General features: G+C 74.3%; 24 protein-coding genes. 9 read left to right on the top strand and 15 right to left on the bottom strand.

Annotation, left to right across the window (positions count from 1 at the left end; genetic code table 11):
- Nucleotides 1–51 precede the first annotated feature (51 nt).
- Complete coding sequence (locus tag DQ244_RS14385; protein ID WP_113812181.1) at nucleotides 52–1080, top strand: lipase; 1029 nt, start codon at nucleotides 52–54, stop codon at nucleotides 1078–1080.
- Here the strand turns inward: DQ244_RS14385 and DQ244_RS14380 are convergent.
- Complete coding sequence (locus DQ244_RS14380; RefSeq protein ID WP_113812180.1) at nucleotides 1062–1901, bottom strand: AraC family transcriptional regulator; 840 nt, start codon at nucleotides 1899–1901, stop codon at nucleotides 1062–1064. The genes DQ244_RS14385 and DQ244_RS14380 overlap by 19 nt on opposite strands.
- A 38-nt stretch (nucleotides 1902–1939) precedes the next feature.
- Here DQ244_RS14380 and DQ244_RS14375 point away from each other — a divergent pair, with 38 nt between their 5' ends.
- The 4 genes from DQ244_RS14375 (at nucleotide 1940) to DQ244_RS14360 (ending at nucleotide 4843) form a co-directional block, all read left to right on the top strand.
- Nucleotides 1940–2488 carry a TIGR03086 family metal-binding protein gene (locus DQ244_RS14375; RefSeq protein ID WP_113812179.1) on the top strand — a complete coding sequence of 183 codons (549 nt, stop codon included), beginning with the start codon at nucleotides 1940–1942 and terminating at the stop codon, nucleotides 2486–2488.
- Nucleotides 2489–2517: 29 nt separating this feature from the next.
- On the top strand, nucleotides 2518–3117 hold the full coding sequence (locus DQ244_RS14370) for a nitroreductase family protein (protein WP_113812178.1): 600 nt from the start codon (nucleotides 2518–2520) through the stop codon (nucleotides 3115–3117).
- A 56-nt stretch (nucleotides 3118–3173) separates the two neighbouring features.
- A complete protein-coding gene (locus DQ244_RS14365) occupies nucleotides 3174–4406 on the top strand; it encodes an aminoglycoside phosphotransferase family protein (protein ID WP_147251532.1) in 1233 nt (410 codons plus the stop codon).
- A 92-nt stretch (nucleotides 4407–4498) separates the two neighbouring features.
- Nucleotides 4499–4843 carry a hypothetical protein gene (locus DQ244_RS14360; RefSeq protein WP_113812176.1) on the top strand — a complete coding sequence of 115 codons (345 nt, stop codon included), beginning with the start codon at nucleotides 4499–4501 and terminating at the stop codon, nucleotides 4841–4843.
- 54 nt (nucleotides 4844–4897) lie between these two features.
- Here the strand turns inward: DQ244_RS14360 and DQ244_RS14355 are convergent, their stop codons facing one another.
- The 5 genes from DQ244_RS14355 to hisH all read right to left on the bottom strand — a co-directional run bounded on the left by DQ244_RS14355 (nucleotide 4898) and on the right by hisH (nucleotide 10553).
- Complete coding sequence (locus tag DQ244_RS14355; protein WP_113812175.1) at nucleotides 4898–5560, bottom strand: response regulator transcription factor; 663 nt, start codon at nucleotides 5558–5560, stop codon at nucleotides 4898–4900.
- Nucleotides 5557–7029 (bottom strand): cell wall metabolism sensor histidine kinase WalK, encoded by a 1473-nt coding sequence (locus tag DQ244_RS14350; protein WP_233491452.1) that lies wholly within the window; start codon nucleotides 7027–7029, stop codon nucleotides 5557–5559. The genes DQ244_RS14355 and DQ244_RS14350 overlap by 4 nt, the downstream gene beginning before the upstream one ends.
- A gap of 97 nt (nucleotides 7030–7126) precedes the next feature.
- Nucleotides 7127–7417: a hypothetical protein gene (locus DQ244_RS19450; protein WP_158544569.1), complete on the bottom strand. Its 291-nt coding sequence runs from the start codon at nucleotides 7415–7417 to the stop codon at nucleotides 7127–7129.
- A 73-nt stretch (nucleotides 7418–7490) separates the two neighbouring features.
- Nucleotides 7491–9824 carry a M20/M25/M40 family metallo-hydrolase gene (locus DQ244_RS14340; protein WP_113812172.1) on the bottom strand — a complete coding sequence of 778 codons (2334 nt, stop codon included), beginning with the start codon at nucleotides 9822–9824 and terminating at the stop codon, nucleotides 7491–7493.
- A gap of 90 nt (nucleotides 9825–9914) precedes the next feature.
- Complete coding sequence (gene hisH, locus DQ244_RS14335; protein ID WP_113812171.1) at nucleotides 9915–10553, bottom strand: imidazole glycerol phosphate synthase subunit HisH; 639 nt, start codon at nucleotides 10551–10553, stop codon at nucleotides 9915–9917.
- A 186-nt stretch (nucleotides 10554–10739) separates the two neighbouring features.
- Here hisH and DQ244_RS14330 point away from each other — a divergent pair, with 186 nt between their 5' ends.
- Together DQ244_RS14330 and DQ244_RS20285 are read left to right on the top strand one after the other, a co-directional pair.
- Nucleotides 10740–11711, top strand: coding sequence for a DUF222 domain-containing protein (locus DQ244_RS14330; RefSeq protein WP_369832117.1), 972 nt, complete (start codon nucleotides 10740–10742; stop codon nucleotides 11709–11711).
- The gene (locus DQ244_RS20285; RefSeq protein ID WP_369832116.1) at nucleotides 11708–11983 is read left to right on the top strand and encodes an HNH endonuclease signature motif containing protein; all 276 of its coding nucleotides are present in this window, start codon (nucleotides 11708–11710) and stop codon (nucleotides 11981–11983) included. The genes DQ244_RS14330 and DQ244_RS20285 overlap by 4 nt, the downstream gene beginning before the upstream one ends.
- A gap of 99 nt (nucleotides 11984–12082) precedes the next feature.
- Here DQ244_RS20285 and DQ244_RS19690 read toward each other — a convergent pair whose 3' ends face one another.
- From DQ244_RS19690 to hisD, 4 genes are read right to left on the bottom strand one after another with little or no spacing between them, the layout of a single operon-like run.
- Nucleotides 12083–12259, bottom strand: coding sequence for a hypothetical protein (locus DQ244_RS19690; protein WP_199580409.1), 177 nt, complete (start codon nucleotides 12257–12259; stop codon nucleotides 12083–12085).
- 3 nt (nucleotides 12260–12262) lie between these two features.
- Nucleotides 12263–12859 (bottom strand): imidazoleglycerol-phosphate dehydratase HisB, encoded by a 597-nt coding sequence (gene hisB, locus DQ244_RS14325; protein ID WP_113812170.1) that lies wholly within the window; start codon nucleotides 12857–12859, stop codon nucleotides 12263–12265.
- Nucleotides 12860–12864: 5 nt separating this feature from the next.
- Complete coding sequence (locus DQ244_RS14320) at nucleotides 12865–13977, bottom strand: histidinol-phosphate transaminase (protein WP_113812169.1); 1113 nt, start codon at nucleotides 13975–13977, stop codon at nucleotides 12865–12867.
- Nucleotides 13977–15281, bottom strand: a complete 1305-nt coding sequence (gene hisD / locus DQ244_RS14315; protein ID WP_113812168.1) for a histidinol dehydrogenase — start codon at nucleotides 15279–15281, stop codon at nucleotides 13977–13979. Before hisD ends, DQ244_RS14320 begins: the two co-directional genes overlap by 1 nt.
- 128 nt (nucleotides 15282–15409) lie before the next feature.
- Between hisD and DQ244_RS14310 the strand changes: the two genes are divergently transcribed.
- Nucleotides 15410–16204 (top strand): LON peptidase substrate-binding domain-containing protein, encoded by a 795-nt coding sequence (locus tag DQ244_RS14310; protein ID WP_113812167.1) that lies wholly within the window; start codon nucleotides 15410–15412, stop codon nucleotides 16202–16204.
- A gap of 36 nt (nucleotides 16205–16240) precedes the next feature.
- Nucleotides 16241–17110, top strand: a complete 870-nt coding sequence (locus tag DQ244_RS14305) for a hypothetical protein (RefSeq protein ID WP_147251530.1) — start codon at nucleotides 16241–16243, stop codon at nucleotides 17108–17110.
- Here DQ244_RS14305 and DQ244_RS14300 read toward each other — a convergent pair.
- The 5 genes from DQ244_RS14300 to DQ244_RS14280 form a co-directional block, all read right to left on the bottom strand.
- Nucleotides 17107–17670, bottom strand: coding sequence for a hypothetical protein (locus DQ244_RS14300; RefSeq protein WP_147251529.1), 564 nt, complete (start codon nucleotides 17668–17670; stop codon nucleotides 17107–17109). The genes DQ244_RS14305 and DQ244_RS14300 overlap by 4 nt on opposite strands.
- Nucleotides 17671–17768: 98 nt before the next feature.
- Entirely contained in the window at nucleotides 17769–21329 is a 3561-nt protein-coding gene (gene dnaE, locus DQ244_RS14295) for a DNA polymerase III subunit alpha (RefSeq protein ID WP_199580408.1), read from the bottom strand.
- A gap of 199 nt (nucleotides 21330–21528) precedes the next feature.
- Nucleotides 21529–21963, bottom strand: a complete 435-nt coding sequence (locus tag DQ244_RS14290; RefSeq protein ID WP_113812164.1) for a GNAT family N-acetyltransferase — start codon at nucleotides 21961–21963, stop codon at nucleotides 21529–21531.
- Nucleotides 21960–22742 (bottom strand): CPBP family intramembrane glutamic endopeptidase, encoded by a 783-nt coding sequence (locus DQ244_RS14285; protein ID WP_113812163.1) that lies wholly within the window; start codon nucleotides 22740–22742, stop codon nucleotides 21960–21962. The genes DQ244_RS14290 and DQ244_RS14285 overlap by 4 nt, the downstream gene beginning before the upstream one ends.
- Nucleotides 22743–22752: 10 nt before the next feature.
- Nucleotides 22753–23700 (bottom strand): RluA family pseudouridine synthase, encoded by a 948-nt coding sequence (locus DQ244_RS14280; RefSeq protein ID WP_113812162.1) that lies wholly within the window; start codon nucleotides 23698–23700, stop codon nucleotides 22753–22755.
- Between the last annotated feature and the right edge of the window lie 34 nt (nucleotides 23701–23734).

The raw sequence follows: 23734 nt of genomic DNA, 5'->3' as shown, positions 1-23734 counted from the left end.
GTTGTCCCGGTCGGGTGCGCGCCGGTGCGCGCCCGGTGAGGAGGGACGCTCGTGCGCCTGCCCCGGTTCCGCCTGCTCGTCCTGCTGGTCGCAGCGCTCCTCGCCGCCGGCGTGGGCTCCGCCTCCGCCACCCCGCACTCCGCGCCGGGCACCGGCGAGTTCGCGCCGCTGGACCAGCGCGGTCCCCGGCTGAGCGTGCCGACGGCGCAGCTCGACGCGGCGCTGCGCTGCAACGGCTCGCTGAGGGAGCCGGCCGCGGACCCGGTGCTTCTCGTCCCGGGCACGACGCTCACGCCCGAGGTGAACTTCGACTGGAACTACCTGCGGGCCTTCGACCAGGACGGCCGCCGCTGGTGCACCGTCACGCTCCCGCAGGACGCCACCGGCGACGTCCAGGTGGCCGGCGAGTACGTCGTCCACGCGCTGCGCACGATGAGCAGGGCCGCGCACCGCGACGTCGACGTCGTCGGGTTCAGCCAGGGCGGGATGGTGCCGCGCTGGGCGCTGCGCTTCTGGCCCGACACCCGCGAGCTCGTCGACGACCTCATCGGCCTGAGCCCCTCCAACCACGGCACCGTGGCCGCCGACCTCGCCTGCCAGCGGCCCTGCAACCCCTCGTTCCACCAGCAGGCCTCGCGGTCGCAGTTCATGCGGGCGCTCAACAGCGGCGCCGAGACGTTCGCCGGCATCGACTACACGGTCGCCTACACGAGCACCGACGAGGTGGTCGTGCCCAACGCGGGCCCGGCGGCCAGCTCGCCGCTGCGCACCGGGAACGGCCGGATCGCGAACATCGCGCTGCAGGAGGTCTGCCCCGGGCACGTGGCCGACCACTTCCAGATCGGCAGCTCGGACGCCGTGGGCTACGCGCTCGTGGTCGACGCGCTGGACCACGAGGGTCCGGCGGACCGGTCGCGCATCGACCCGCTCGTGTGCGCGCAGCCGTTCCAGCCGGGCGTGGACCCGGCGACGGGGCTGCAGGACTTCGCGGCGATGGTCGCCTACGCCGGCAACCCGGAGGGCAACGCGCCCGACCAGCCGGCCGAGCCGCCGCTGAGGCCCTACGTCTTCCGGCGCTGACGGCCGGCGAACTCCCCCGGCGTCATGGCCGTGACCCGCGCGAAGTCGCGGGTGAAGTGCGCCTGGTCGGCGTAGCCCAGCACCGCCGCGACCTCGCCGAGCCCCTCCGGCCCGGTCCGCAGCCGCTCGGCCGCCTCCTGCAGCCGGCGCCGCTGGATCAGCCACTTCGGCGTCAGCCCGAGCCGGCGGTGCACCAGCCGCTGCAGCGCCCGCTCGGACAGGCCGAAGCGCTCGCACACCTGGGCCACGCGGGTCACCTCGCGGTCGCCCTCCACGAACGCGACGACCTCGTTGACCAGCCGCCCGTCGTCGTCGACCGGCAGGAACGGCCGCAGCGCGTCCTCCATCGCCGTCATGGCGGACGCGTGCGCCTCCGCTGCGTGCGGATCGGGCGCCATCGCGGCGCGCACCCGCGCGGTCAGCCGGTCCCCCGCCTCCCCGAGGACGTCGGCCACGTCCACGAACCGGTCGGTGAAGGCGCTCATCGGGCCGCCGGCGACCAGCGCCCCGGCCGCCGGCGCGCACATCACCCCGACCGCCCAGCCGTCCCCGCTCAGCGTCGTCGTCGACAGCCCGGGCACGACGCCGTAGAACCGGGCGTAGTCCGGCGCGACGACGACGAGCGAGACCGGGTACTGCAGGACCCGCTGCGGCGCCTCCTGACCCGGCGGCACCGACCACACCGGGATCCAGAAGCGCTGCAGCAGGCCGTCGAACTCCGGCGCGGCCGGATACCGGTACATGACGTGCGAGGCGTCGCCGGGATCCTTGAGGTGGGCCCGCTCGACGGGGTCCATCCGCTGGGGGCTGTCGGGTTTCATCAAGACCGAGCCTGCCGCACGTCCCTAGCTTCTCCCGCATGACCCGGACAGCCACGCAGTTCGCCGCAGCCGACCGCCCGCTCACCGAGATCCTGGACGCCGTCCCCCGGGCCGGCTGGTCCCGGCCCTCCCCCTGCGAGGTCTGGTCCGCGGCGGACGTCGTCGGCCACCTGATCAGCACCCAGCGGGACTTCCTCACCACCCACGGGGTGGACCTGGGCGAGGCCCCCGACGTCGCCGCGGACCCCGCCGCCGCCTGGCGGGAGCACGCCCGCCGGGTGGCCGCGGCGCTGGCCGACGACGCCGCGCCGGCCCGGCAGTTCGACGGCTTCTTCGGGCCGACGACGGTGGGCGCGGCCTTCGAGCAGTTCTACGTGTGGGACATGGTCGTGCACCGGTGGGACGTCGCCCGCGCGGTGGGAGCCGACGCGGGGCTGACCGCCGACGAGCTCGACCGCATCGAGGCCGGCGCGGACAGCTTCGGCGAGGCGCTCTACATGGACGGCATCTGCCGGCCGGCCCCCGACGTGCCCGAGGGCGCCGGCCGGGAGGTCCGCGCGCTGGCCCGGCTCGGGCGGGCCGGCTGACCCGACGGCGCGGGTGACAGGCTGACCGCGTGGAGTTCGCCGACGTCGTCCGCCGTCGCCGCATGGTGCGCGACTACGACCCCGACCGCCCGGTCCCGGCCGAGGTGCGCGAGCGGCTGCTCGAGCACGCGATCCGGGCCCCTTCGGCCGGGTTCAGCCAGGGCTGGGCGTTCCTCGTCCTGGAGAGCCCCGAGGAGCGCGACCGGTTCTGGGCCGCCACGACCGGTAGCGGCGCACCCGACGGCTGGCTGACCCGCATGCGCCGGGCGCCGCTGCTGGTCGTGCCGCTGTCGAACAAGCAGGCCTACCTCGACCGCTACGCCCAGCCGGACAAGGGCTGGACCGACCGCGACGAGGCCCGCTGGCCGGTGCCCTACTGGGACGTCGACGCCGGCATGGCGTCGCTGCTGATGCTGCTCACCGCGGTCGACGAGGGGCTGGGCGCCTGCTTCTTCGGGGTGCCCGCGGAGCGGGTCGAGCCCTTCCGGCAGGCGTTCGGCGTGCCCGCGGAGTACCGCCCGGTCGGCTGCGTCTCGGTCGGCTACCCGGGCGCCGACGACCGCCGGTCCCCCTCGCTCAGGCGCGGCCGGCGCGGTGTCGAGGAGGTCGTGCACCGCGGCTCGTGGTGAGAGCGCGCTCATCGGCGTCTCATCGGGCGTTCACCGCGGCCAGCGAGGGTGGATGGGTGGACTCCGCTCTCGCTCCGCCGTCGTGGCCGCCGTCGTTGCAGGTGCTCCTCGGGGAGCCCGCCGTGGAGCTGTGGACCGCCGTCCTCGACCCGCTCGGTGGACGGCTGCGGAGCCTCACCGCGACCTCGGCGCACCTGCGCCCGAGCGGTGCGGCCACCGTGCGGCACGCCGCCGTGGTCGACTGGGCCGACGGACGCACCACGCGGGAGCACCTCGCGGCGACGACGGGCAGCGCGATCCCGCCGGGGGCCACCGTCGTCGAGGGCGAGGCAGCAGGTGGCCCGGTCACCGTCGGGTTGTGGCGCTGGCCGCTGGACCCCGGACTGCCCGCACTGGCCTGGGCGACCTCCGCGGCGGCCACTGCCCAGCGGCTGGGAGCACTCGGCCTCGACGCCGCGAGCGCCCGTCTGCGGCTGCGGGCCTACCGGCCCGGGCGACGCGCCGTGGTCGAGGTGCGGTCCCCCGCCGGCCGGTGGTTCCTCAAGGTGGTGCGGCCGTCGGCGGTGGCCCGGCTCGTGACCCGGCACGAGGCGCTGGCGTCGGTCGTCCCCGTGCCCCCGGCGCTGGCCTCCACCGACGACGGCGTCGTCGTGCTGCCCGGCCTGCCCGGCACCCCGATGCGGGCAGCCCTGGCCGGGGACCCCGCGCAGCTGCCGGACCCGGTTGCCCTCGAGGCGCTGCTCGACTCGCTGCCGCAGGTGGGCGCCGCCGAACCGCGGCGCCACCCGGGTGACCCCCTGCCCTCGGTGCGCACCCACGCGTCGGTGACCGCCGCGGTCTGCCCGTCGCTGGCCCCCCGGCTGGACCGGCTCGTCGAGGTGGTCGGCGCGGCCGCGGGGAGGCACCCCGTCGTCGCGGTGCACGGCGACTTCTACGAGGCGCAGCTGCTCGTGGACGCGGGCGCCGTGGTCGGGCTGCTGGACGTCGACACCGCCGGCCCCGGGGCGCGGATCGACGACTGGGCGACCCTCGTGGGGCACCTGGCCCTGCTCGAGCGGCTGGTCGACGACCCGGGCCCGGTCGCCCGGTACCGCGCCCGGGTGCAGGAGCTGCTCGCCGGGCGCTGGGCGGCCGGCGAGCTGGAGGCGCGGGTGGCGGGCGTGCTGGTCGGGCTGGCCACGGGGCCGTTCCGGGTGCAGCAGGCGGACTGGGTCACGGCGACGGAGGCGCGCGTGGCCCTCGCCGAGGAGTGGGCCACGGCTGCGATGAGGCCGGACTCATCCGCATGAGAGGGAGCTCATCGCCGTCTCCCGGAGGCCTCACCGGGCGTGGGGAGAGTGGATCTCGACAGCGCACCACCACCGTTCGAGGAGGAACTCCCATGACCCGCACCCCCGCCACCTGGAAGGTCGTCACCTTCGGCACCGCGCTCGCCGGGCTGGGCGCAGTCGGCGTCGGCGTGGCCACCGCCGACGACGGCGCGTCGACCTCCGCGCCGGCCGCCGTCTCCGTCGCTGCTCAGGACGCGCCGGGCAGCTCGCCCGACGTCGCCGCCGACGCCTCCCCGGAGAGCGCCGACAGCCCGGCCGAGAGCGCCGTCGACAGCCCCGACGCCTCGCCGGACACGGCCACCCCTGACGACGCGACCCCTGACGACGCCACCCCTGACGACGCCACCCCGGACGACGTCACCCCGGACACGGCCGACAGCCCCGGCGACGACTGAGCTCCCGGCCGCGACGGCCCCGGTCCCCTCGCGGGGCCGGGGCCGTCGCGGCGTTCAGGCGGCGATCAGCCGGTAGCCCATGCCGCGCACGGTCTCGATGCGGGACGCCCCGAGCTTCTTGCGCAGGTAGCGGACGTAGACGTCGACGACGTTGGAGCCTGGGTCGAAGTCGTAGCCCCACACCTGGCTGAGCAGCTGCTCGCGCGCCAGGACCTGCCCCGGATGGCGCAGGAAGGTCTCGGCGAGGGCGAACTCGCGGGCGGAGAGGTCGACGACCCGCCCGTCGACGCCGGCCCGCCGGGTGCGCAGGTCCAGGGACAGCCCTCCGGCGGTGAGCACCGTGACCTCCCCCGCGCGCGCGCCGGACAGTCGCAGCCGCACCCGCGCCAGCAGCTCCTCGAACCGGAACGGCTTGGCCATGTAGTCGTCCGCGCCGCCCTCGAGACCTGCCACGGTGTCCTGGACGCTGTCGCGCGCGGTCAGCACGATCACCGGCACGGGAACGCGCTCCGCGCGCAGGGCGCGCAGGACGGCGAACCCGTCGAGGACCGGCAGGCCGATGTCGAGGACCACGAGGTCGAACGCGCCGCTGCGGGCCCGGTCCAGCGCGGCCAGCCCGTCGTCCACGACGGTGGTCGTGAACCCGTTGGCCCTCAGGCCCTTCTCGACGAACGCAGCGATGCGCGGTTCGTCCTCGGCGATCAGCACCCGGCTCACCGGGGTCCTCCCTCGGTCGGTACGGGACGGGGGTCCAGCGGCGGGGTGGCGAGCGCCTCGTCCACGGTGCCGTCGACGCCGGCGGTCAGGTCCTCGGGGTAGGCGTTCCGCGGCGGCGCCGGGCGGGCCGGCAGGACGAGGGTGAACGTCGCGCCCTCCCCCGGCCTGCTGTGCAGCTCGACGGAGCCGCCGTGACCCGCGGCGATGGCCTGCACGATGGACAGCCCGAGCCCGGCGCCGTCGCTGCGCCGGGCGCCGGAGCTGCCCCGGGCGAAGCGCTCGAAGATCCGGTCCTGGTCGGCCGGCGCGATCCCCGGACCGGCGTCGTCCACCCAGACCAGCAGCCGGTCGCCGGACAGCCGGCTGCCGAGGGTGATCCGGTCGCCCGGCCGGGTGTGCTGGACGGCGTTGTCGGCGAGGGCGACGACGGCCTGCGCGAGCCGCTGCGGATCCAGCAGCAGGTCGGCACGGGCCACGCCGCCCAGCTGCCAGTCGCGCTCACCGAGCCGGCGCACGTTGCCGAAGACCTCCCGGGTGAGCGCCGCGACGTCGGCCGGTTGGACCCGCACGAACTCCGGCTGCTCGGCGCGGGCGAGCAGGAGCAGCTCGGAGACCATGCGGTTCATCCGCTCGAGCTCGTCGTCGACGAGGGCGACGGTCTGCCGGACGTCGCCGGGGTCCGCGGGGTCGAGCACCTCGAGGTGGCCGCGCACGATCGTGATGGGGGTGCGCAGCTCGTGGCCGGCGTCGTCGAGGAACCGGCGCTGGGCGGCCACACCGTTCTCCACGCGGTCGAGCATCGCGTTGACCGCCCGGGCGAGGTCGGTCAGCTCGTCGGCGGGGCGGCCCTCGACCGGGATGCGGCCGGAGAGGTCGGTCTCGGTGATGCCCTGCGCGGTGGTCGCCACCGCGCGGACCGGCGCGAGAACGCGACCGGCGACGACCCACGCACCCCCGGCCGCCAGGAGCGCGGTGACCGCCCCGACCCCGAGCATCAGCTGGGCGGTGTCGTCGGCAGCCTGGCGTTCCTGGTCGGCGAAGTAGGCGACGACGGCCACCCCGCGAGCGGGGTCTCCTTCGAGGTCCACCGGGACGGCGAGGTAGCGGACCTCACCGGCTCCGCTGGCGTACCGGCCGGCGGTGGGCTCGGAGGCCGACCCGACCAGCTCGGCGAAGTCGGCGTCCTCGCTGAGCAGCACCGGTGCCTCGATCCGGCTCTGGAAGCGGTACTCGCCGTCGACGTAGCCGAGGAACTTCTCGTTCGGCCTGGCGAGGTTGTAGGTGATCATCGTCTGCAGCACGTCGGAGACCGACTCGAACGGCCGGCCGGTGGCCGGATCGACGGTGCCCGCCACGATCCGCCGGAACTCCTCGACCTCGGCCTCCAGCGCCACGTCCATGCGCTCGTCGGTGGCCCGGACCAGCAGCCGCCAGGTGACCAGCGTGACCAACGCCAGTGCGAGCAGCACCAGGAGCAGGACCCAGCCGATGATCCGCGTCCGGGCGGCTCGGGGCGCCAGCCGGCTCCGCAGACGTCTCCGCGCTCCGGGCCTTGCCGTTCCCGGTTCAGTCGTCATCGTCGGCGTCGTCCTCGTCGTCGTCCTCGTCATCGTCGTCGTCGTCCAGCGGTGGTGGAGCGACGACGTCGGTGGCCGGTGCCGACGGCGGCGGCGTGGGTGCGCTCGTCGGCTCCGGGGGTGCCGGGTCGCTGGCGGTGGCGGGCACCGGGACCTCGATCGGCGGTGGCACCGACACCCCGCTCTCCGCGGAGGGGCGCAGCAGTGCCCACACGGTCCCGCCGGCGAGCAGGACGACGGCGAGCCCGGCCAGCAGGACGAGCACGAGACGGGGGCGCACGGCGCCCAGCCTGCACCGTCGCGGTGTCGGGGCGGTGAGAGCCGGATGAGAACTCTCTCATCCGGGTGGGCGGTCAGCCCACGTCGGTGACGGCGGTGACCAGCAGCAGGTCCGCGCCGTGGGTGCCGGCGACGTCGACGCCCTCGGGTCGCGGCTCGAAGCCGGGGAGCCCGGCCAGGCCGTCGCTGGCGTCGGTGGCGCGCAGCCGCACCGGCCCGTCGCCCTCGACGGTGAAGCCGGCCTGCAACCCGTCGGCCGGGGGCGCGTGGAAGGTGACCCGCAGCCGGTCCTCCCCCACCGCGTCCTCGGGCACCGCCCGGCCGCCGATGCGCCCGCGCACGACGGTTCCGGCGTCGACGGTGAGCTCGAGGTCGACGAGCCGGACGTCGTCGCGCCGCGGCGTGATCCGCACGGTGATCTCCCGGCGTCCTCCGACGACGTCGTCGGAGACGACCGTGACCTCCGGGGCGCTGAGCTCCGCGGCCTCGGCGGGCCCGGTCTGCACCTCGCGGCCGGCCAGGTAGGGGAAGTCCGCGCCCAGGCTGCCGGGTCCGTCGACGAAGCGGGCGGTCCACTCCCCCGGCGTCGTCTCGGTGCTCACCCACCGGGCCTCGCCGCGGTCGGTGTCGAGCACGTAGGCCAGCCGGCTGGGCACCGGGTGGGCGGCGTCGAAGCGGTCCACCGCGAGCCCCGTCAGCGCGCAGAAGGCGGCGACGACGAGCGCGGTGGCCGGTACCGCCGTGGCGGCGAGCCGGCTCCGCTGGTCGGGGTCGGGGAAGAGCAGCTCCGCGGCGGGCAGCAGGGCCAGGGCCGCGAGGACGACGACGACCGACGGCGCGAGCGCCTGGGAGAGCCCCAGCGCCGGGAAGAACAGCGCGGCGGTGGGCGCGAGCACGAGGACGGCGGCCGCACCGGTGAGCAGCGCCGCCAGGACGCGCACCGGCCCCGAGGGCGCCAGCGCGGCGACGAGGCCGGTGAGCGCACCGACCAGCGCCGGCCACGCCACGAGGTAGGAGCCGCCGGGCGCCACGGCGGCGAGCACCGCGGCTCCCGCGGCGAGCCAGACCAGCGCGCCCGCAGCCAGCGGCGCCGGGCCGATCCGGCGGCGCAGCAGCGCGTACCAGAGCAGCACCACGGCCAGGACGACGGCGACCGCGGCCAGCCGGAACCAGCCGGGCCGCCACGGGTCCAGCATCGTGGCGTAGCCCGGCCGCACGGCGACGAGCAGCGCCCACAGCCCCTGCGCGGCCAGCGGCGCCACGACCAGCGGCACGAGGGCGAGCAGCGCACCCGAGGCGGTGCGGCGCAGCGAGCTGGTGCCGCGTGCCCGGAGGGCGAGCACCAGGCCCGCGACGGCGACCAGCGCCGCGCCGGCGAGCGGCCACACCCAGGCGCCCGGGTACTGGACGAGCCGCCCGGGCAGCGGGAAGTAGGTGGCGTCCTCGCCGCCGGGCTCGGCCAGGGTGGCGAGGTCGCGGTCGCCCAGCGCGCGGGTCAGGGCCAGCGCGTTGTCGCCGAGGGCCTGCAGCGTGGCGCGGCTGAGCCGGTCGGGGGTGTCCTGCGGCGAGTGGTAGCCGGCGGCACCGTCGATGAAGGCGGTGTTCATGCCGGTGAAGTCGCCGTCGTCGAGCAGCACGCTGAAGTCGGTGTCGTTGGGCAGCGCGCGGTAGACCTCGACGGCGAAGCTGCTCGCCACGGGGTGCTCCGCGGCCGCCGCGAACGCATCGGCGAGACCGGCGTTGCCCCGCGACGTCTCAAACATGATCGGCGGGCCGCTCGTGCCGCGGGCCTCGAAGTTCAGCACCACCCCGCCGCCGGCCAGCGGGTGCGAGGCCGCGAAGGCCTCCGCGCCGCACAGGCAGGCCTCCTCGGCGTCGGTGAGCACGACGACGACGTCGTTGCGCGGCGCCGGCCCCGCCGTCAGCGCCCGGACGGACTCCAGCAGCGCGGCGACACCCGCGGCGTCGTCGGCCGCGCCCGGCCCGGCCTCGGCGGAGTCGTGGTGCGCCATCAGGTAGAGCCGGCCGGTGGGGTCGGTGCCGGGCAGGACGCCGACCACGTTCTGCACCCGCGCCATGCGGGTCTCCCCCGCGCCGCCCGCCCGGGCACCGACGGCCGTCTGCACCCGGGTGTCCAGGCCGAGCTCCGTCAGCGTGCCGACCAGCCCGTCGACGACGTCGGCGCTCTCCGGGCTGCCGGCGACGTGGACGCCGGCGGCGATCCGCTCGACGTGCGCGAACGCGCGCTCGGCGCTGAACTCACCGGCCGGGGCGTCGGCCGACCGCGGGTCCGGCGGCTGCAGCCCGAGCACGGTCCAGGCGGCCAGCGCCAGCAGGAGGACGACGGTGAGCAGGCCGGCCAGACGGCCCGGCCGGCGCCCGGTGCGGGCGGGACGCGGAGCGGGCACGCCGACCTCCAGGGCTGCGCCGGGACAGGACGCGGGAACCCTAGGTGAGCGGAGCCGTGGAGGCGGGGAGGCAGGCGCGCCCCCCCGGTGTCAGTCGAGCGTGCCCAGCCAGTTCGTGAGCAGCTGCGCGCCGGCGTCGCCGCTCTTCTCCGGGTGGAACTGGGTCGCCGAGAGGGCGGCGTTCTCCACGCCGGCGACGAACCGGTCGCCGTGCTCGGCCCAGGTCACCTTGGGCGGTGCGAGCGGACCGGTGGCGCCGTCCTCGGCGAGCGGGAACTCGCGGACGCCGTAGGAGTGCACGAAGTAGAAGCGCTCGTCCTCGAGGCCGGCGAACAGGGCGCTGCCCGGGGCGGCCTGGACGGTGTTCCAGCCCATGTGCGGCAGCACCGGGGCCTTGAGCTCCTCGACGACGCCGGGCCACTCGCCGCAGCCCTCGGCGTCCACGCCGTGCTCCACGCCGCGCTCGAAGAGGATCTGCATGCCGACGCAGATGCCGAGCACCGGCCGGCCGCCGGCGAGCCGTCGGCCGATGATCCGGCGGCCCTGGACGGCGTCCAGCCCGGTCATGCAGGCCGCGAAGGCACCGACGCCGGGCACGACGAGACCGTCGGCCGCCAGGGCGGTGTCCGCGTCGGAGGTCACCGTGACGTCGGCCCCGACCCGCTGCAGGGCCCGCTCCGCGGACCGCAGGTTGCCCGAGCCGTAGTCGAGGACTGCCACCTTCTTCACGCCTGCCACGCTACCGACCAGCGCGCGACGCCTGCGGCCTGTTCCCCCCGGGGCCGTGACGTGCACGACGGCAGCGATGCGCGATCGACCGGGTTGAAGCCGTCAGGCGTGCGCCACAAGTGTGGGCAGGCTGCTGACCTGAGGATTTGTGCTGCGAATGTCAGTTCACTCCGCTAGTATTCGTACATGCGTTCGACTGGTTCGGCGGCTCTGGAGGCGGCTCTCGACGAGCTGTCGTCCGAGCGGCTGGACGGTCTGTTCGGACCGGCACTCCTCGAGCGGGAGGCGCAGCTGATCGTCGCGGCGAACCGGCTGGCGGCCGAGCTGGCGAGGACGACGCGGCAGTGCGAGCTGGCCGGGGCGGCGGAGGTCGACGGCCAGGCCTCGATGAAGGCCTGGCTGCGAGGGCATGCGCGGTTCTCCGCCTCGGCGGCCAACGCGCTCGTCACCAACGGCCGAGCACTGCAGCACCTGCCGGTGCTGGCCGCGGCGGCCGGCGCCGGTGAGGTGAGCGCCGAAGCGGTCGCGGCGATCGCACCGGTGGCGGCGACCGGGAACCTGGAGGCGGCGGCCGAGCTGGGCGTTGACCTGGCCGAGATCGACCAGCTCCTCACCGACGTCGCACGCACCCAGTTCCACCCCGTCCTCCGCAAGGCTGTCGCCCACTACCTGGACCGGCTGGACCCCGACGGCACGGAGCCCGATCCCACCGAGCAGCGCTCCTTCACCCTGGTCAAGCACGCCGACGGCTCGTCCACCGGCCACTTCGAGCTCGACGCCGTGGGAACCGAGAAGGCGCAGGCGGCGATCGAGTCGATCGTGCAGGCCTCGCGGCCCGCCGGAGACACCCGCACCCGCGCCCAGCAGCAGGCGGACGCGTTCGTGCAGCTGTGCGACAACCAGCTGTCCGCCGGCACCCTCCCCACGCTGCGGACCATCAAGCCGCACGTCGTCGTGACGATCCCGCTGGAGGACCTCGTCGGCTCCGACACGAGCCCGGCGACCGCCGACCTCGGCTTCGGAGCCACGATCTCCGCCGCCGCGCCCGCTGGCTGGCCTGCGACGGCACCGTCACCCGCATCGTCGTCGGCCCCGAAGGCCAGCCCCTCGACCTCGGCCGAAGCCACCGCGTCGTCCCGCACCCGCTGCGCCGCGTGATCGAGCACCGCGACCACCACTGCGTCTTCGCCGGCTGCGACGCCCCCAGTCACTGGTGCGACGTCCACCACCTCATCCACTGGGCGCACGGCGGGGAAACCGAACCGGACAACCTCGCCTTGTTGTGCGAGCGCCACCACACCAAGGTCCACCACGGGTTCCGGATCGAACGACAACCCGACGGCCGATGGCGCACCTACCGGCCCGACGACACCGAGATCCTGGTTCTCCCCCGCATTCCCGACGAGACGGTGAGGACACGCGCCGGCTGAGCGGCTACCTGGGATCGGAGAGCGGATGCGCGATCCAGGACCGCCCGCACCGTCGGGTCGGCCGTCAGATCGCGAGGAAGCGCTGGTCCTCGGCCGCGCTCACACCATGCGGAGGACGCCCGAGGCGCTGGCCAGCAGCGCGGCGACCAGCAGGACCACGGCGAAGACCACCTGCGGGCCGGTCCGCCCCTTCGTGTCGGAGTCGGCGCGCCAGATGCTCCACGCGCCGCCCAGCAGGAACCCGCCCAGCACGAGCAGGACCAGTCCGAAGTCCACCGGTTACAGCGCGCCCTTGGTGGAGGGCACGTCGGTGACCCGCGGGTCGAGGGCGACGGCGACCCGCAGCGCGCGGGCCAGCGCCTTGAACTGCGCCTCCACGATGTGGTGGGCGTCCCGGCCCGCGTAGAGCACCCGTACGTGCAGGCTGATCCGCGCGTTGAACGCGAAGGACTCGAGCACGTGCTTGGTCAGGCTCGTCGGGTAGTCCGGCCCGATCATCGGCGTCATGTTCTCGGGCTCGGCGTGCACGAAGTACGGCCGGCCGGAGAGGTCCACGGCGGCCTGCGCCAGCACCTCGTCCATCGGGATGGTGGCGTCGCCGTAGCGGGTGATGCCCCGCTTGTCGCCCAGCGCCTCGGCGAACGCCTGCCCGAGGGCGATGGCGACGTCCTCCACGGTGTGGTGGGCGTCGATGTGCAGGTCGCCGTCGGCCCGGACCGACAGGTCGATGCCGCTGTGCTTGGACAGCGCCGTCAGCATGTGGTCGTAGAAGCCCACGCCGGTGCTGATGGAGCTGGTGCCGGTGCCGTCGAGGTCGAGCTCGACGACCAGCTTCGTCTCGCTGGTCTGTCGCTCGACGCGTGCGGTGCGGGTCATGGACGTCAGTCTCCCAGAGTCGTGCGGTGGTCCGGCGCGATCTCACCCAGCGCGGTGAGGAAGGCATCGGTCTCCGCAGGCGTCCCCGCGGTCACCCGGAGCCAGCCGGGCAGCCCGACGTCGCGCACGAGCACGCCCCGCTCCAGCAGCGCCCGCCAGGCGGAGGGCGCGTCGGCGAAGTGCCCGAAGAGCACGAAGTTGGCGTCGCTCGGCACGCTGCTCAGGCCCATGCCCGGCAGCGCGGCGACGATGCGGTCCCGCTGCTCCATGACCGCGGCCACGGTCGCGAGCAGCGCGTCGGTGTGCGCGAGCGCCGCCCGCGCCGCCGCCTGGGTGAGCGAGCTCAGGTGGTAGGGCAGCCGGACCAGCTGGATGGCGTCGACGACGGCGGGATCGGCGGCGAGGTAGCCCAGCCGCAGGCCGGCCATCCCGAACGCCTTGCTCATGGTGCGGCTGACGATCAGCCGGGGCCGGCCCGGCAGGAGGGTCAAGGCCGACGGCGTACCGGGGCGGGCGAACTCGGCGTAGGCCTCGTCGACGACGAGCACGCCGGACGTCGCCTCGTAGAGCGCCGCGACGGTGTCGAGGTCGACCGCGGTGCCGGTCGGGTTGTTCGGGCTGGTCACGAAGACGACGTCGGGCCGCACCTCGCGCACCTGGGCCACGGCGGCCGCGGTGTCGATGGTGAAGTCGGCGGCGCGGTGCCCGTCGACCCAGCCGCTGCCGGTGCCAGCCGAGATGATCGGGTGCATCGAGTACGAGGGCGTGAACCCCAGCGCGGTGCGCCCGGCACCGCCGAACGCCTGCAGGATCTGCTGCAGCACCTCGTTGGAGCCGTTGGCCGCCCACACCTGCGCGGGCTCGATCGGCTCCCCGCTGGTGCGGGTCAGGTACGCGGCGAGGTCCGCCCGCAGCTCCACGGCGTCCCGGTCGGGGTACCGGTTGAGCTCCAGCGCCGCGTGCCCGAGCGCCGCGCCGAGGTCGGCGAGCAGCTCGGTCGGCAGCGGGTGCGGGTTCTCGTTGGTGTTGAGCCGGTGGGTGGCGGGCAGCTGCGGGGCGCCGTAGGGCGTGCGGCCCCGCAGCTCCGGCCGCAGCGGGAGCTCGTCGAGCGAGGCCATCAGCCGCGCTGCCGGATCCGCACGGCAGCGGCGTGCGCGGGCAGGTCCTCGGCCCCGGCCAGGGCGTCGATGTGCGGTGCGACCTCGGCGAGGGCCCGCTCGTCGTACTCGACGACGTGGATGCCGCGCAGGAACGACTGCACGGACAGCCCGCTCTGGTGCCGTGCGCAGCCACCGGTGGGCAGCACGTGGTTGGAGCCGGCCGCGTAGTCGCCCAGCGACACCGGCGACCACGCGCCGACGAAGATCGCGCCGGCGTTGCGGACCCGCATCGCCACCTCGCGCGGGTTCCGCGTCTGGATCTCCAGGTGCTCGGCGGCGTAGGCGTCGACCACCCGCAGCCCCGCCTCGAGGTCGTCGACCAGCACGACGCCGGACTGGGAGCCGTCGAGCGCGGTGCTGATCCGGTCGGAGTGCTTGGTCGCCGCCACCTGGCCCGGCACCAGCGCGAGGACGGCGTCGGCGAGCTCCTCGCTCGTCGTCACCAGCACCGCGCCGGCCAGCGGGTCGTGCTCGGCCTGGCTGATCAGGTCGGCCGCGACGTGCGCGGGGTCGGCCGTCTCGTCGGCGAGGATCGCGACCTCGGTCGGGCCGGCCTCGGAGTCGATGCCGATCATCCCGCGCAGCAGCCGCTTGGCGGCGGTGACGTAGACGTTGCCGGGCCCGGTCACCATGTCGACCGGCTCGCAGGAGCCCGCGCCGTAGCCGAAGACGGCGACGGCCTGCGCCCCACCGACGGCGTACACCTCCGTGACGCCGAGCAGCGCGCACGCGGCCAGGACGCCGGGGTCGGGCAGGCCGCCGTTGTCGCGCTGCGGCGGCGAGGCCACGGCGATGGACTCGACGCCGGCGATCTGCGCGGGCACCACGTTCATGATCACGCTGGACAGCAGTGGCGCCAAACCACCGGGCACGTAGAGCCCGACGCGGCGGACCGGCAGCCAGCGCTCCATGACGGTGCCGCCGGGGACGACCTGCGTGGTGACGTCGGTGCGCCGCTGGTCGGCGTGCACGGTGCGGACCCGGGCGGTGGCCTCCTCCAGCGCCGCCCGCAGCGTCGGGTCGCACTCGGCCAGCGCCCGGTCCAGCGCCTCCTGCGGCACGGCGAAGTCCTCGGCGTCCACGCCGTCGATGCGGGCGGTGATCTCGCGCACCGCCTGGGCGCCGCGGACCCGCACGTCCTCGCACAGCGGGCGGACGGTGGCCAGCACCGAGTCGATGTCGGTGGCGGCCCGCGGCAGCAGCGAGGCGAGCTCGCGGACGCCGGGCAGGGCGTCTCCGCGCAGGTCGATGCGTGCGAGCACGGGGTGCCTCCGAGGTCTGGGCAGGGTGGTGCCGGGAGTTCTCAGGGTAGCCAGCGCTCCGGGGCCGATCCCGGCGCACCCGGGGCGGGCGCCCGGCCGGGGTGGTCGCGGGTCGTACGCTTGCCCGGATGGGTGAGCTGATCCCGCTGTTCCCGCTGGGGCGGCCACTGTTCCCCGGCGTGGTGCTGCCGCTGCAGATCTTCGAGCCCCGCTACCGCCGGTTGATGCGCGATCTGATGAGCCTGCCCGAGCACGGCGACCGCCGGTTCTTCGGCGTCGTCGCCATCCGGCAGGGCTGGGAGGTCGAGCGGGTGGCGCCGGCCGCGGCGCTCTACGACATCGGCTGCACCGCCCGGCTCCAGCGCGTCCAGCCGCAGCCCGACGGCGGGTTCCGCATCGTGACCGTCGGCGGGGAGCGCTTCCGGCTGCTCGACGTCGTCGTCGGCGACGACCCGCCCTACCTGCAGGCCGAGGTCGAGTGGCTCGCCGAGGAGGAGGCCGCCGAGGAGGCGGCCGGCGACGCCGAATCGGTGGCGGACGGCCCGACCCTCGGCCTGCCCGACGAGGTCGCCTCGTCGGTGGCGCGAGGCTCGCTGGACCTGCTCGCGCGGGGCGTCGGCGACCTGTTCACCCGGTACGTCGCGGAGGTCGCCATGCTCGGCGCGGGCACCCACGGCGACGGCGTGGAGGCGGCGGTGCGCCTGGCCGCCGCGTCCGACGACCCCGGTGCCTTGTCGTGGGTGGTCGCGTCGTCGGCCCTGCTCACCACCGAGGACCGGCAGGCGCTGCTCGCCGAGTCGGCGACCCGGCGGCGGCTCGCGGCGGAGTCCCGGTTGCTGCGCCGGGAGCTGACGCTGCTGCAGGAGCTCGGCGCCGTGCCGGCGCCGCTGGAGCAGTTCACGACCCCGATGACGGTGAACTGAGGAGTAGCCGTCGCAGGTTCGAGACATGCTGTGCCGATGGTCCCCGCCGTGGCGTCGTCGTCCGACCTGGTGGCTCGCTACGAGGCGGATGACGCCGAGGGCGTCCTGGCTGCCCTGCCCTCCTTGAGCGACGCCGTGCGAGCGGAGGCGTGGGAGCTCCTGCGCCGCCCGCTCTGCGCGGTTCCGGGACCCGAGGTCCTGCGCGGTGTCACCGAGGAGGCGTGGACGCGGCACGCGCGCACGCTCGCGGTGGTGGCGCTGGCCATCGGCCCCGCGGATGTCGTGCGCCGGGTGGGTTCCCGGGTCCTCGCCCCGGACTTCGAGTCCGACGTGGATCGTGTGCTCGCCTCGCGATCACACGGCTGGCGGGACGAGTTCACGGCCGCGACGCTGCGCTCCTTCGCGTCCGAGACCGAGGTGGCGCTGATGGGTCCGTTCTGGTCGCTGTGGTGGCAGCAGGTGCGTCAGCGGGAGCGCCGCGGTGTCCTGCACCCGGACCCGACCTCTGCCGACTACCTCGTGGTCATGGTCCGGGGGCTGCTGTTCACCGGCTCCGTCGTCGACGCCGTGACCGCCGACCCGGAGCTGGCCGAGCAGCGGATCTGGTCGCTGTTCGAGCCGGCGCCTGGCGTGCAGCGGGCGCTGCTCGGCGCCGAGAGGTTCTGGGACCAGGGCAACACGTGGCGGGTCGCCCTGGTGAGGCTGGCTCTGGCAGGAGTGCTCGATGCCACGCGGCTGCTCGACGCCGCCGCGTCGGCAGCGGCCGACGAGCGCATGGGCCGGGGGCACCGTGCCTGGTACCGGAAGATCCCGGGCCTCCTGGCCGATCCGGCCGCACTCCCAGCCCCTGCTGAGGGCGGCGGACCGCCGCTGGGCAACCAGCTGCACCGCTCCGCTGCGGACTAGCGACGGCCGAGCCCGTCGTCGGCGACGACCATCACGCAGATCAGGTAGCCCAGCAGGGCCGCGAACGACGTCGCGGCGAGCACCGGCAGCGACCCGAGCACCAGGCCGGTGGTGACCGTGCTGCCGACGTCGGTGATCTCGGCCTCGGTCGGCGGGCGCCGCAGCAGCTCGCCGAACTGCCAGGCGACCGCCGAGGCCAGGCAGCCACCGACGGAGAGCACCACGAGGGTCCCCACCCCGCGCCGGCTGCGGAGCAGCCAGGCACCGAACCCCACGACGAGGCCCAGCCCGAGCAGCACCAGCACCAGCACGGCGTCGGTGCCCGCCTGGACCTCGCCCACCCGCGCGCCCACGGGGACCGGTCCGTCGTCGGTGATGCGGTAGACGGCCTGCGGAGCCAGCAGCCACCAGAGCAGCCCTGCCGGGATGCCGGTCAGCGCGAAAGCCACCAGCAGCCCGATCCCGCCGCGCAGGTCCTGCACGACCTCGGGCCAGCCACGCCAGAAGGCGTGCGCGGACGGCGCCGGCAGCGGCGGGGCCTCCAACGGCGGCGTGCTCACCACCCCAGTGAACCCCGAGTTCCCGTCACCCGCCGTCAGCGGCCCCCTGCAGGGACCCGCGCCGAGCTGGCGAGGCCTGGGGGGCAGGGGGTCCTTCTTCAGAGCAGCGCCACGCTGGTCGGGCCGAGCAGGGCCTTGATGTCACCCATCAGCGCGGTGCTGGGGCGCACTCGCAGGCCCTGGTCCAGGCGCAGCACGGTCTCGCGGCTGCCGTTGACCAGCTTGAGCTGGACCTCCGTGGTGCCCGGGTGGCTGCCCAGCACCTCGCGGAGCCGCTCCACGACCGGCGGGGTGCACCGGGCGGCAGCCATCGACACCAGCACCGGACCGCGCGGGCCCTCGGTGAGCTCGGGCACGGTGACCTCGGAGCCGAACAGCGAGGGCTGGTCGTCGCGGCGGCTGATCCGCCCCTTGACCACCACGATCTGGTCGCGGACGACCTTCTCCGAGACCTCGACCCACGTCTTGGGGAAGAAGAGCACCTCGATGCCGGACTCGAGGTCCTCCACCGTGGCGATCGCCCAGGGCGCGCCCTGCTTGTTGGTGCGGGGCGAGACCGAGGTGAGGATGCCGGCGATGGTGACGTTGGCGCCGTCCTCCACTCCCCCGGCGTTGATCTCGGCGATCGGGGTGTCGGCGTGCGAGGTGAGCACGTGCTCGACGCCGTGCAGCGGGTGGTCGGAGACGTAGAGGCCGAGCATGTCGCGCTCGAACATCAGCCGCTCGCTCTTGGACCAGTCGGCGGTCGGGATGACGATGTTCAGCGCCCCGCCGAACGGGTCGTCGTCGCCGCCGTCGTCCCCGAAGCTGCCGAAGAGGTCGAACTGCCCCTCGGCCTCCTTGCGCTTGAGGCTCATCGCGGAGTCGACGGCCTGCGCGTGGATGGCGGCGATGCCCTGGCGGGAGTGGCCGAGGGAGTCGAAGGCGCCGGCCTTGGCGAGGGACTCGATGACCTTCTTGTTGCAGGCCACCGTGTCGATCTTGCGCATGAAGTCGGCGAAGTCCTTGAACGCGCCCTTCTCCTCGCGCGCCTTGACGATCGACTCCACGACGTTGGTGCCCACGTTGCGCACCGACGCCAGGCCGAAGCGGATGTCGGTGCCGACGGCCGTGAAGTCCCAGGAGGACTCGTTGACGTCCGGCGGGAGCACCTTGATGCCCATGCGGCGGCACTCGGCCAGGTAGATCGGCCGGCGGTCCTTGTCGTCCTGGACGCTGGTGAGCAGCCCGGCCATGTACTCGGCCGGGTAGTTCGCCTTGAGGTAGGCCGTCCAGTACGAGACCAGCCCGTAGGCGGCGGAGTGCGCCTTGTTGAACGCGTAGTCGGCGAACGGGACGAGGATGTCCCACAGCGTCTTGATGGCCGCGCCGGAGAAGCCGTTGGCCTTCATGCCGGCCTCGAAGCCGACGAACTCGGCGTCCAGGACCGACTTCTTCTTCTTGCCCATCGCGCGGCGCAGCAGGTCGGCCTTGCCGAGGGAGTACCCGGCGACCTTCTGCGCGATCGCCATGACCTGCTCCTGGTACACGATCAGGCCGTAGGTCTGGCCGAGGATCTCCTCGAGCGGCTCGGCGAGCTCGGGGTGGATCGGCGTGATCTCCTGCTGGCCGTTCTTGCGCAGCGCGTAGTTGGTGTGCGAGTTCGCACCCATCGGGCCGGGCCGGTAGAGCGCGCCGACGGCCGAGATGTCCTCGAAGTTGTCGGGGCGCATGAGGCGCAGCAGCGACCGCATCGGGCCGCCGTCGAACTGGAACACGCCCAGGGTGTCGCCGCGGGACAGCAGGGCGTAGGTGTTCGGGTCGGTGAGGTCCTTGCTGATCTCGTCCAGATCGACCGGCGGCTTGCCGTTGATCACGATGTTGCGCAGCGCGTCGTCGATCACCGTGAGGTTGCGCAGGCCCAGGAAGTCCATTTTCAGCAGGCCGAGCGTCTCGCAGGTCGGGTAGTCGAACTGCGTGATGATCGCGCCGTCGGCCTCGCGCCGCATGATCGGGATGCTGTCGATCAGCGGGTAGCGGCCGATGATGACGCCGGCGGCGTGCACGCCCCACTGCCGCTTCAGGCCCTCGAGCTTGCGCGCCTGGTCGACGACCTCGGCCGCGCCGGGGTCGGACTCGTAGCGGGCGCGGAACTCCGTGGCCTCCTTGTAGCGCGGGTGGGCCGGGTCGAAGACCCCCGACAGCGGGATGCCCTTGCCCATGACGTCCGGCGGCATGAGCTTGGTCAGCTCGTCGCCGATGGAGTAGGGCCGGTCGAGCACCCGGGCGGCGTCCTTGATCGCGGCCTTGGCCTTGATCGTGCCGTAGGTGACGATCTGGCTGACCCGCTCCTCGCCGTACTTCTGCGAGACGTACTGGATGACCTCGCCACGGCGGCGGTCGTCGAAGTCGATGTCGACATCGGGCATCGAGACGCGCTCGGGGTTGAGGAAGCGCTCGAAGATCAGGCCGTGCTGCAGCGGGTCGAGGTCGGTGATGCCCATGGCGAAGGCGGCCAGCGAACCGGCGGCCGAACCACGGCCCGGGCCGACGCGGATGCCGTTGTCCTTGGCCCAGTTGATGAAGTCGGCGACCACGAGGAAGTACCCCGGGAAGCCCATCTGGCAGATGATCCCGGTCTCGTAGTCGGCCTGCTTGCGGACGTGGTCCGGGATGCCGTTCGGGTAGCGCTTGTGCAGCCCGCGCTCGACCTCCTTGATGAACCAGGAGGTCTCGTCCTCCCCCGGCGGCAGGGGGAAGCGCGGCATGAGGTCGGCGCCCTCGGTGAACGTGACCTCGCACTGCTCGGCGACGAGCAGGGTGTTGTCGCAGGCCTCGCGGAGGTCACCGGTGAACAGCGCGCGCATCTCGGCGGCGGACTTCAGGTAGTAGCCGTCACCGTTGAAGCGGAAGCGGTTGGTCTCGTTCAGGCGTGAGCCGGTCTGGATGCACAGCAGGGCGTCGTGGGCGTCGGCGTCCTCCTTGTGCGTGTAGTGCAGGTCGTTCGTGGCCAGCAGCGGGATGCCGAGGTCCTTGGCGATGGACAGCAGCGCCGGGCGGGTCTTCTTCTCGATGGACAGCCCGTGGTCCATCAGCTCGGCGTAGAAGTTCTCGCGCCCGAAGATGTCCTGGAAGTCCGCGGCGGCCTGGCGCGCCTTGTCCTCCTTGCCGGCGCGCAGCCACATGTTCACCTCGCCCGAGGGGCAGCCGGTGGTGGCGATGAGGCCCTTGCCGTAGCGCTCCAGCAGGTCGCGGTCGAAGCGGGGCTTGCGGTACTGCCCCTCGAGGCTGGCCAGCGAGGAGATGCGGAAGAGGTTGTGCATGCCCTCCGTGGTGCGGGCGAGCAGCGTCATGTGGGTGTAGGCCGCCTTGCCCCGGTTGGAGCCGCCGTCACCCTCCTCGTCGATGAGGTTGTCGCCGAAGTCGAACGGCGCCCGGTCGAAACGCGAACCCGGGGTGTAGTAGCCCTCCATGCCGATGATCGGCTTCACGCCGGCGGCCCGGGCGTGCTTGTAGAAGTCGTAGGCGCCGAAGACGTTGCCGTGGTCGGTCATCGCCAGCGCCGGCATCCCCTGCTCGGCCGCGGCCTTGGTGACCTCGGGCAGCTTCGCGGCGCCGTCGAGCATCGAGTACTCGGTGTGCACGTGCAGGTGCACGAACGAGTCGGACGGGCTGCTCACAGTGGGTCTGTGCTCCTCACGGGTCGTGCGTGCCCGGCCGGCGTCACGCGGCGGGCGACCGGCGGGGAAGACCGGCGGTGCATGCGGGGGCGGCAGGCACCGGCGGGCCGGTGCGTCGATCCTCGCACTGGATGAGTTCTACGCCGAGGGTCCGACACGACGGATCTGCTCACACCCGGACCGCTCCGTCACAGCAGGCTCAGGGGAGCGCTCGCCGCATGGTGACGTGCGCGATGCCGGCCTCCTCGTAGACCTCGCCGACGGCGGTGTAGCCCTCGCGCTCGTAGAAGCGGCGGGCCGGCAGCTGGGCGTGCAGCTCCACCCCCGTGGCCCCGCGGGCGACGGCCTGGCGGTGCAGCTCGGCGAGCACCGCCGCGCCGTGCCCGCGGCCGCGCACCCCGGCGTCGGCGGCCATGCGGCCGATCCGGGCGACGGGTCCGTCCAGCAGCAGGCGTCCGGTGGCCACCACCCGCCCGGAGTCGTCGCGGCTGAGCACGTGGACGGCGGTGGCGTCGGCGTCGTCCTGCTCGATCTCGGGCGGCACGCCCTGCTCCTCGACGAACACCCGGGTGCGCAGCGCGGCGACCTCGGGCCGGTCCTGGGCGGTGGCGACGGCGGCGGTCGGGCGGGTCACGCGGTCTCCTCGGTGGGCAGGGCGCTGGCGGGGACGAGCAGGAAGCGCAGGTCGATCAGGGCGTGCAGCAGGACCGGCAGCAGCAGGGAGCCGGTGTCGAGGTACAGCAGCGCCATCACCCCACCCAGCACGCCGGTCGTCACGATGCCCGCGCGCCCCTGGTAGGCGTGCGCCAGCCCGAAGGCGACGCCGGCGACGAGCACCAGCACGGACGACGGCGCTCCCCCGACGACCGCCGTCACCACCGCGAGGAAGAACCCGCGGTAGAGCCACTCCTCGCACACCCCGGCGGTGATGCCGACGACGGTGAACAGCCGCCGCTCGTCGTCCGTCCTCGGCAGGAGCGCGAGCGTCGAGAGCCCGGGCGGCTCGGCGTGCCGCCCCTCCCCCGGCCGTCGCGCCGGGCGGGCCATCTCCAGCAGCGCCCCGGCGCGCAGCTGCCGGGTGGAGGCGACGACGAGCAGCAGCACGACGACCACCAGCGCCGAGGTGAACCAGCCCGGCCACCCCTGCGGCCAGCGCAGCCCGACCGCCCCGGCGGAGACGTCGGTGGCGAACAGCCAGACGATGAGGGCGAGCACCGCCAGACCCCACTCGAGCACCAGCAGCCGCCGGTAGAACGAGCGACGGGCGCCGGCGTCGGTGCGCAGCCGGCCCTCGAAGCGCCGGTGCAGGACGTGCCCGGCGACCGGCTCCCCCACGACCAGGTAGGCCGCGACCACGACCGCCGCCAGGGCCGCGGGCCCGAAGTCGGCGAGGGAGGCCGGCAGACCGGTCACCGGTGGTGGGTCAGGTCTCGGCGCGCAGGACTGCCAGCGCGCCGGCGAGGTCGGGCGGGTACTCGCTGGTGAACTCGACCCACTGCCCGTCGGCCGGGTGGGAGAAGCCGAGGCGCACCGCGTGCAGCCACTGGCGCGAGACGCCGAGGCGGGCGGCCAGGGTCGGGTCGGCGCCGTAGGTCATGTCGCCGACGCACGGGTGCCGCATGGCGGAGAAGTGCACCCGGATCTGGTGGGTGCGGCCGGTCTCCAGCTTGATGTCGACGAGGCTGGCGGCGGCGAATGCCTCCATCACCTCGTAGTGCGTCACCGACGGGCGGCCGCCCTGGACGACCGCGAACCGCCAGTCGTGCTTCGGGTGCCGGTCGATCGGTGCGTCGATGGTGCCGCGCGAGGGGTCGGGGTGGCCCTGGACGAGGGCGTTGTAGCCCTTCTCGACCGTGCGCTCCTTGAAGGCGGCCTTGAGCGCGGTGTACGCGCGCTCGCTCTTGGCGACCACCATGACCCCGGTCGTCGCGGCGTCCAGCCGGTGCACCACGCCCTGGCGCTCGGCCGCACCGGAGGTCGATACCCGGTAGCCGGCTGCGGCCAGACCACCGATCACGGTCGGCCCGTCCCAGCCGGGGCTCGGGTGCGCCGCGACGCCGACGGGCTTGTCCACGACCACGAGGTCGTCGTCGTCGTGCAGGATCGTCATGCCCTCGACCGGCTTGGGCGCCGCGGGCTCGCCCGGCGGGGGCGGCAGCTCGACCTCGAGCCAGCTGCCACCGGACAGCCGGTCGCCCTTGCCGCGCACCCGGCCGTCGACGACGACGAGCCCGGCGTCGGCCACCTCGGCGGCGGCGCTGCGGGTCAGGCCGAAGAGGCGGGAGAGCGCCTGGTCCACCCGCTGCCCCTCGAGGCCGTCGGGCACCGGAAGGGCCCGGTGCAGGCCAGGAGTGCTGATCACGGCACCCATTGTGCGGGTCGGGCGGGACCGGACGTCGCAGCCG

Origin of the sequence: Blastococcus sp. TBT05-19 (assembly GCF_003319095.1) — a bacterium.
In the GTDB taxonomy this organism is placed as follows: Bacteria; Actinomycetota; Actinomycetes; order Mycobacteriales; family Geodermatophilaceae; genus Blastococcus.
The sequence above is the reverse complement of the archived record's forward strand: the minus strand, read 5'-3'. Positions and strand labels throughout refer to the sequence as shown.

What these genes read in the sequence shown, in the direction of transcription:
- DQ244_RS14380 (WP_113812180.1), bottom strand. Translation starts at nt 1,901, where the DNA reads ATGAAACCCGACAGCCCCCAGCGGATGGACCCCGTCGAGCGGGCCCAC.
- DQ244_RS14375 (WP_113812179.1), top strand. Translation starts at nt 1,940, where the DNA reads ATGACCCGGACAGCCACGCAGTTCGCCGCAGCCGACCGCCCGCTCACC.
- DQ244_RS14360 (WP_113812176.1), top strand. Translation starts at nt 4,499, where the DNA reads ATGACCCGCACCCCCGCCACCTGGAAGGTCGTCACCTTCGGCACCGCG.
- DQ244_RS14330 (WP_369832117.1), top strand. Translation starts at nt 10,740, where the DNA reads ATGCGTTCGACTGGTTCGGCGGCTCTGGAGGCGGCTCTCGACGAGCTG.
- hisB (WP_113812170.1), bottom strand. Translation starts at nt 12,859, where the DNA reads ATGACCCGCACCGCACGCGTCGAGCGACAGACCAGCGAGACGAAGCTG.
- DQ244_RS14320 (WP_113812169.1), bottom strand. Translation starts at nt 13,977, where the DNA reads ATGGCCTCGCTCGACGAGCTCCCGCTGCGGCCGGAGCTGCGGGGCCGC.
- DQ244_RS14310 (WP_113812167.1), top strand. Translation starts at nt 15,410, where the DNA reads ATGGGTGAGCTGATCCCGCTGTTCCCGCTGGGGCGGCCACTGTTCCCC.
- DQ244_RS14305 (WP_147251530.1), top strand. Translation starts at nt 16,241, where the DNA reads ATGGTCCCCGCCGTGGCGTCGTCGTCCGACCTGGTGGCTCGCTACGAG.
- DQ244_RS14280 (WP_113812162.1), bottom strand. Translation starts at nt 23,700, where the DNA reads ATGGGTGCCGTGATCAGCACTCCTGGCCTGCACCGGGCCCTTCCGGTG.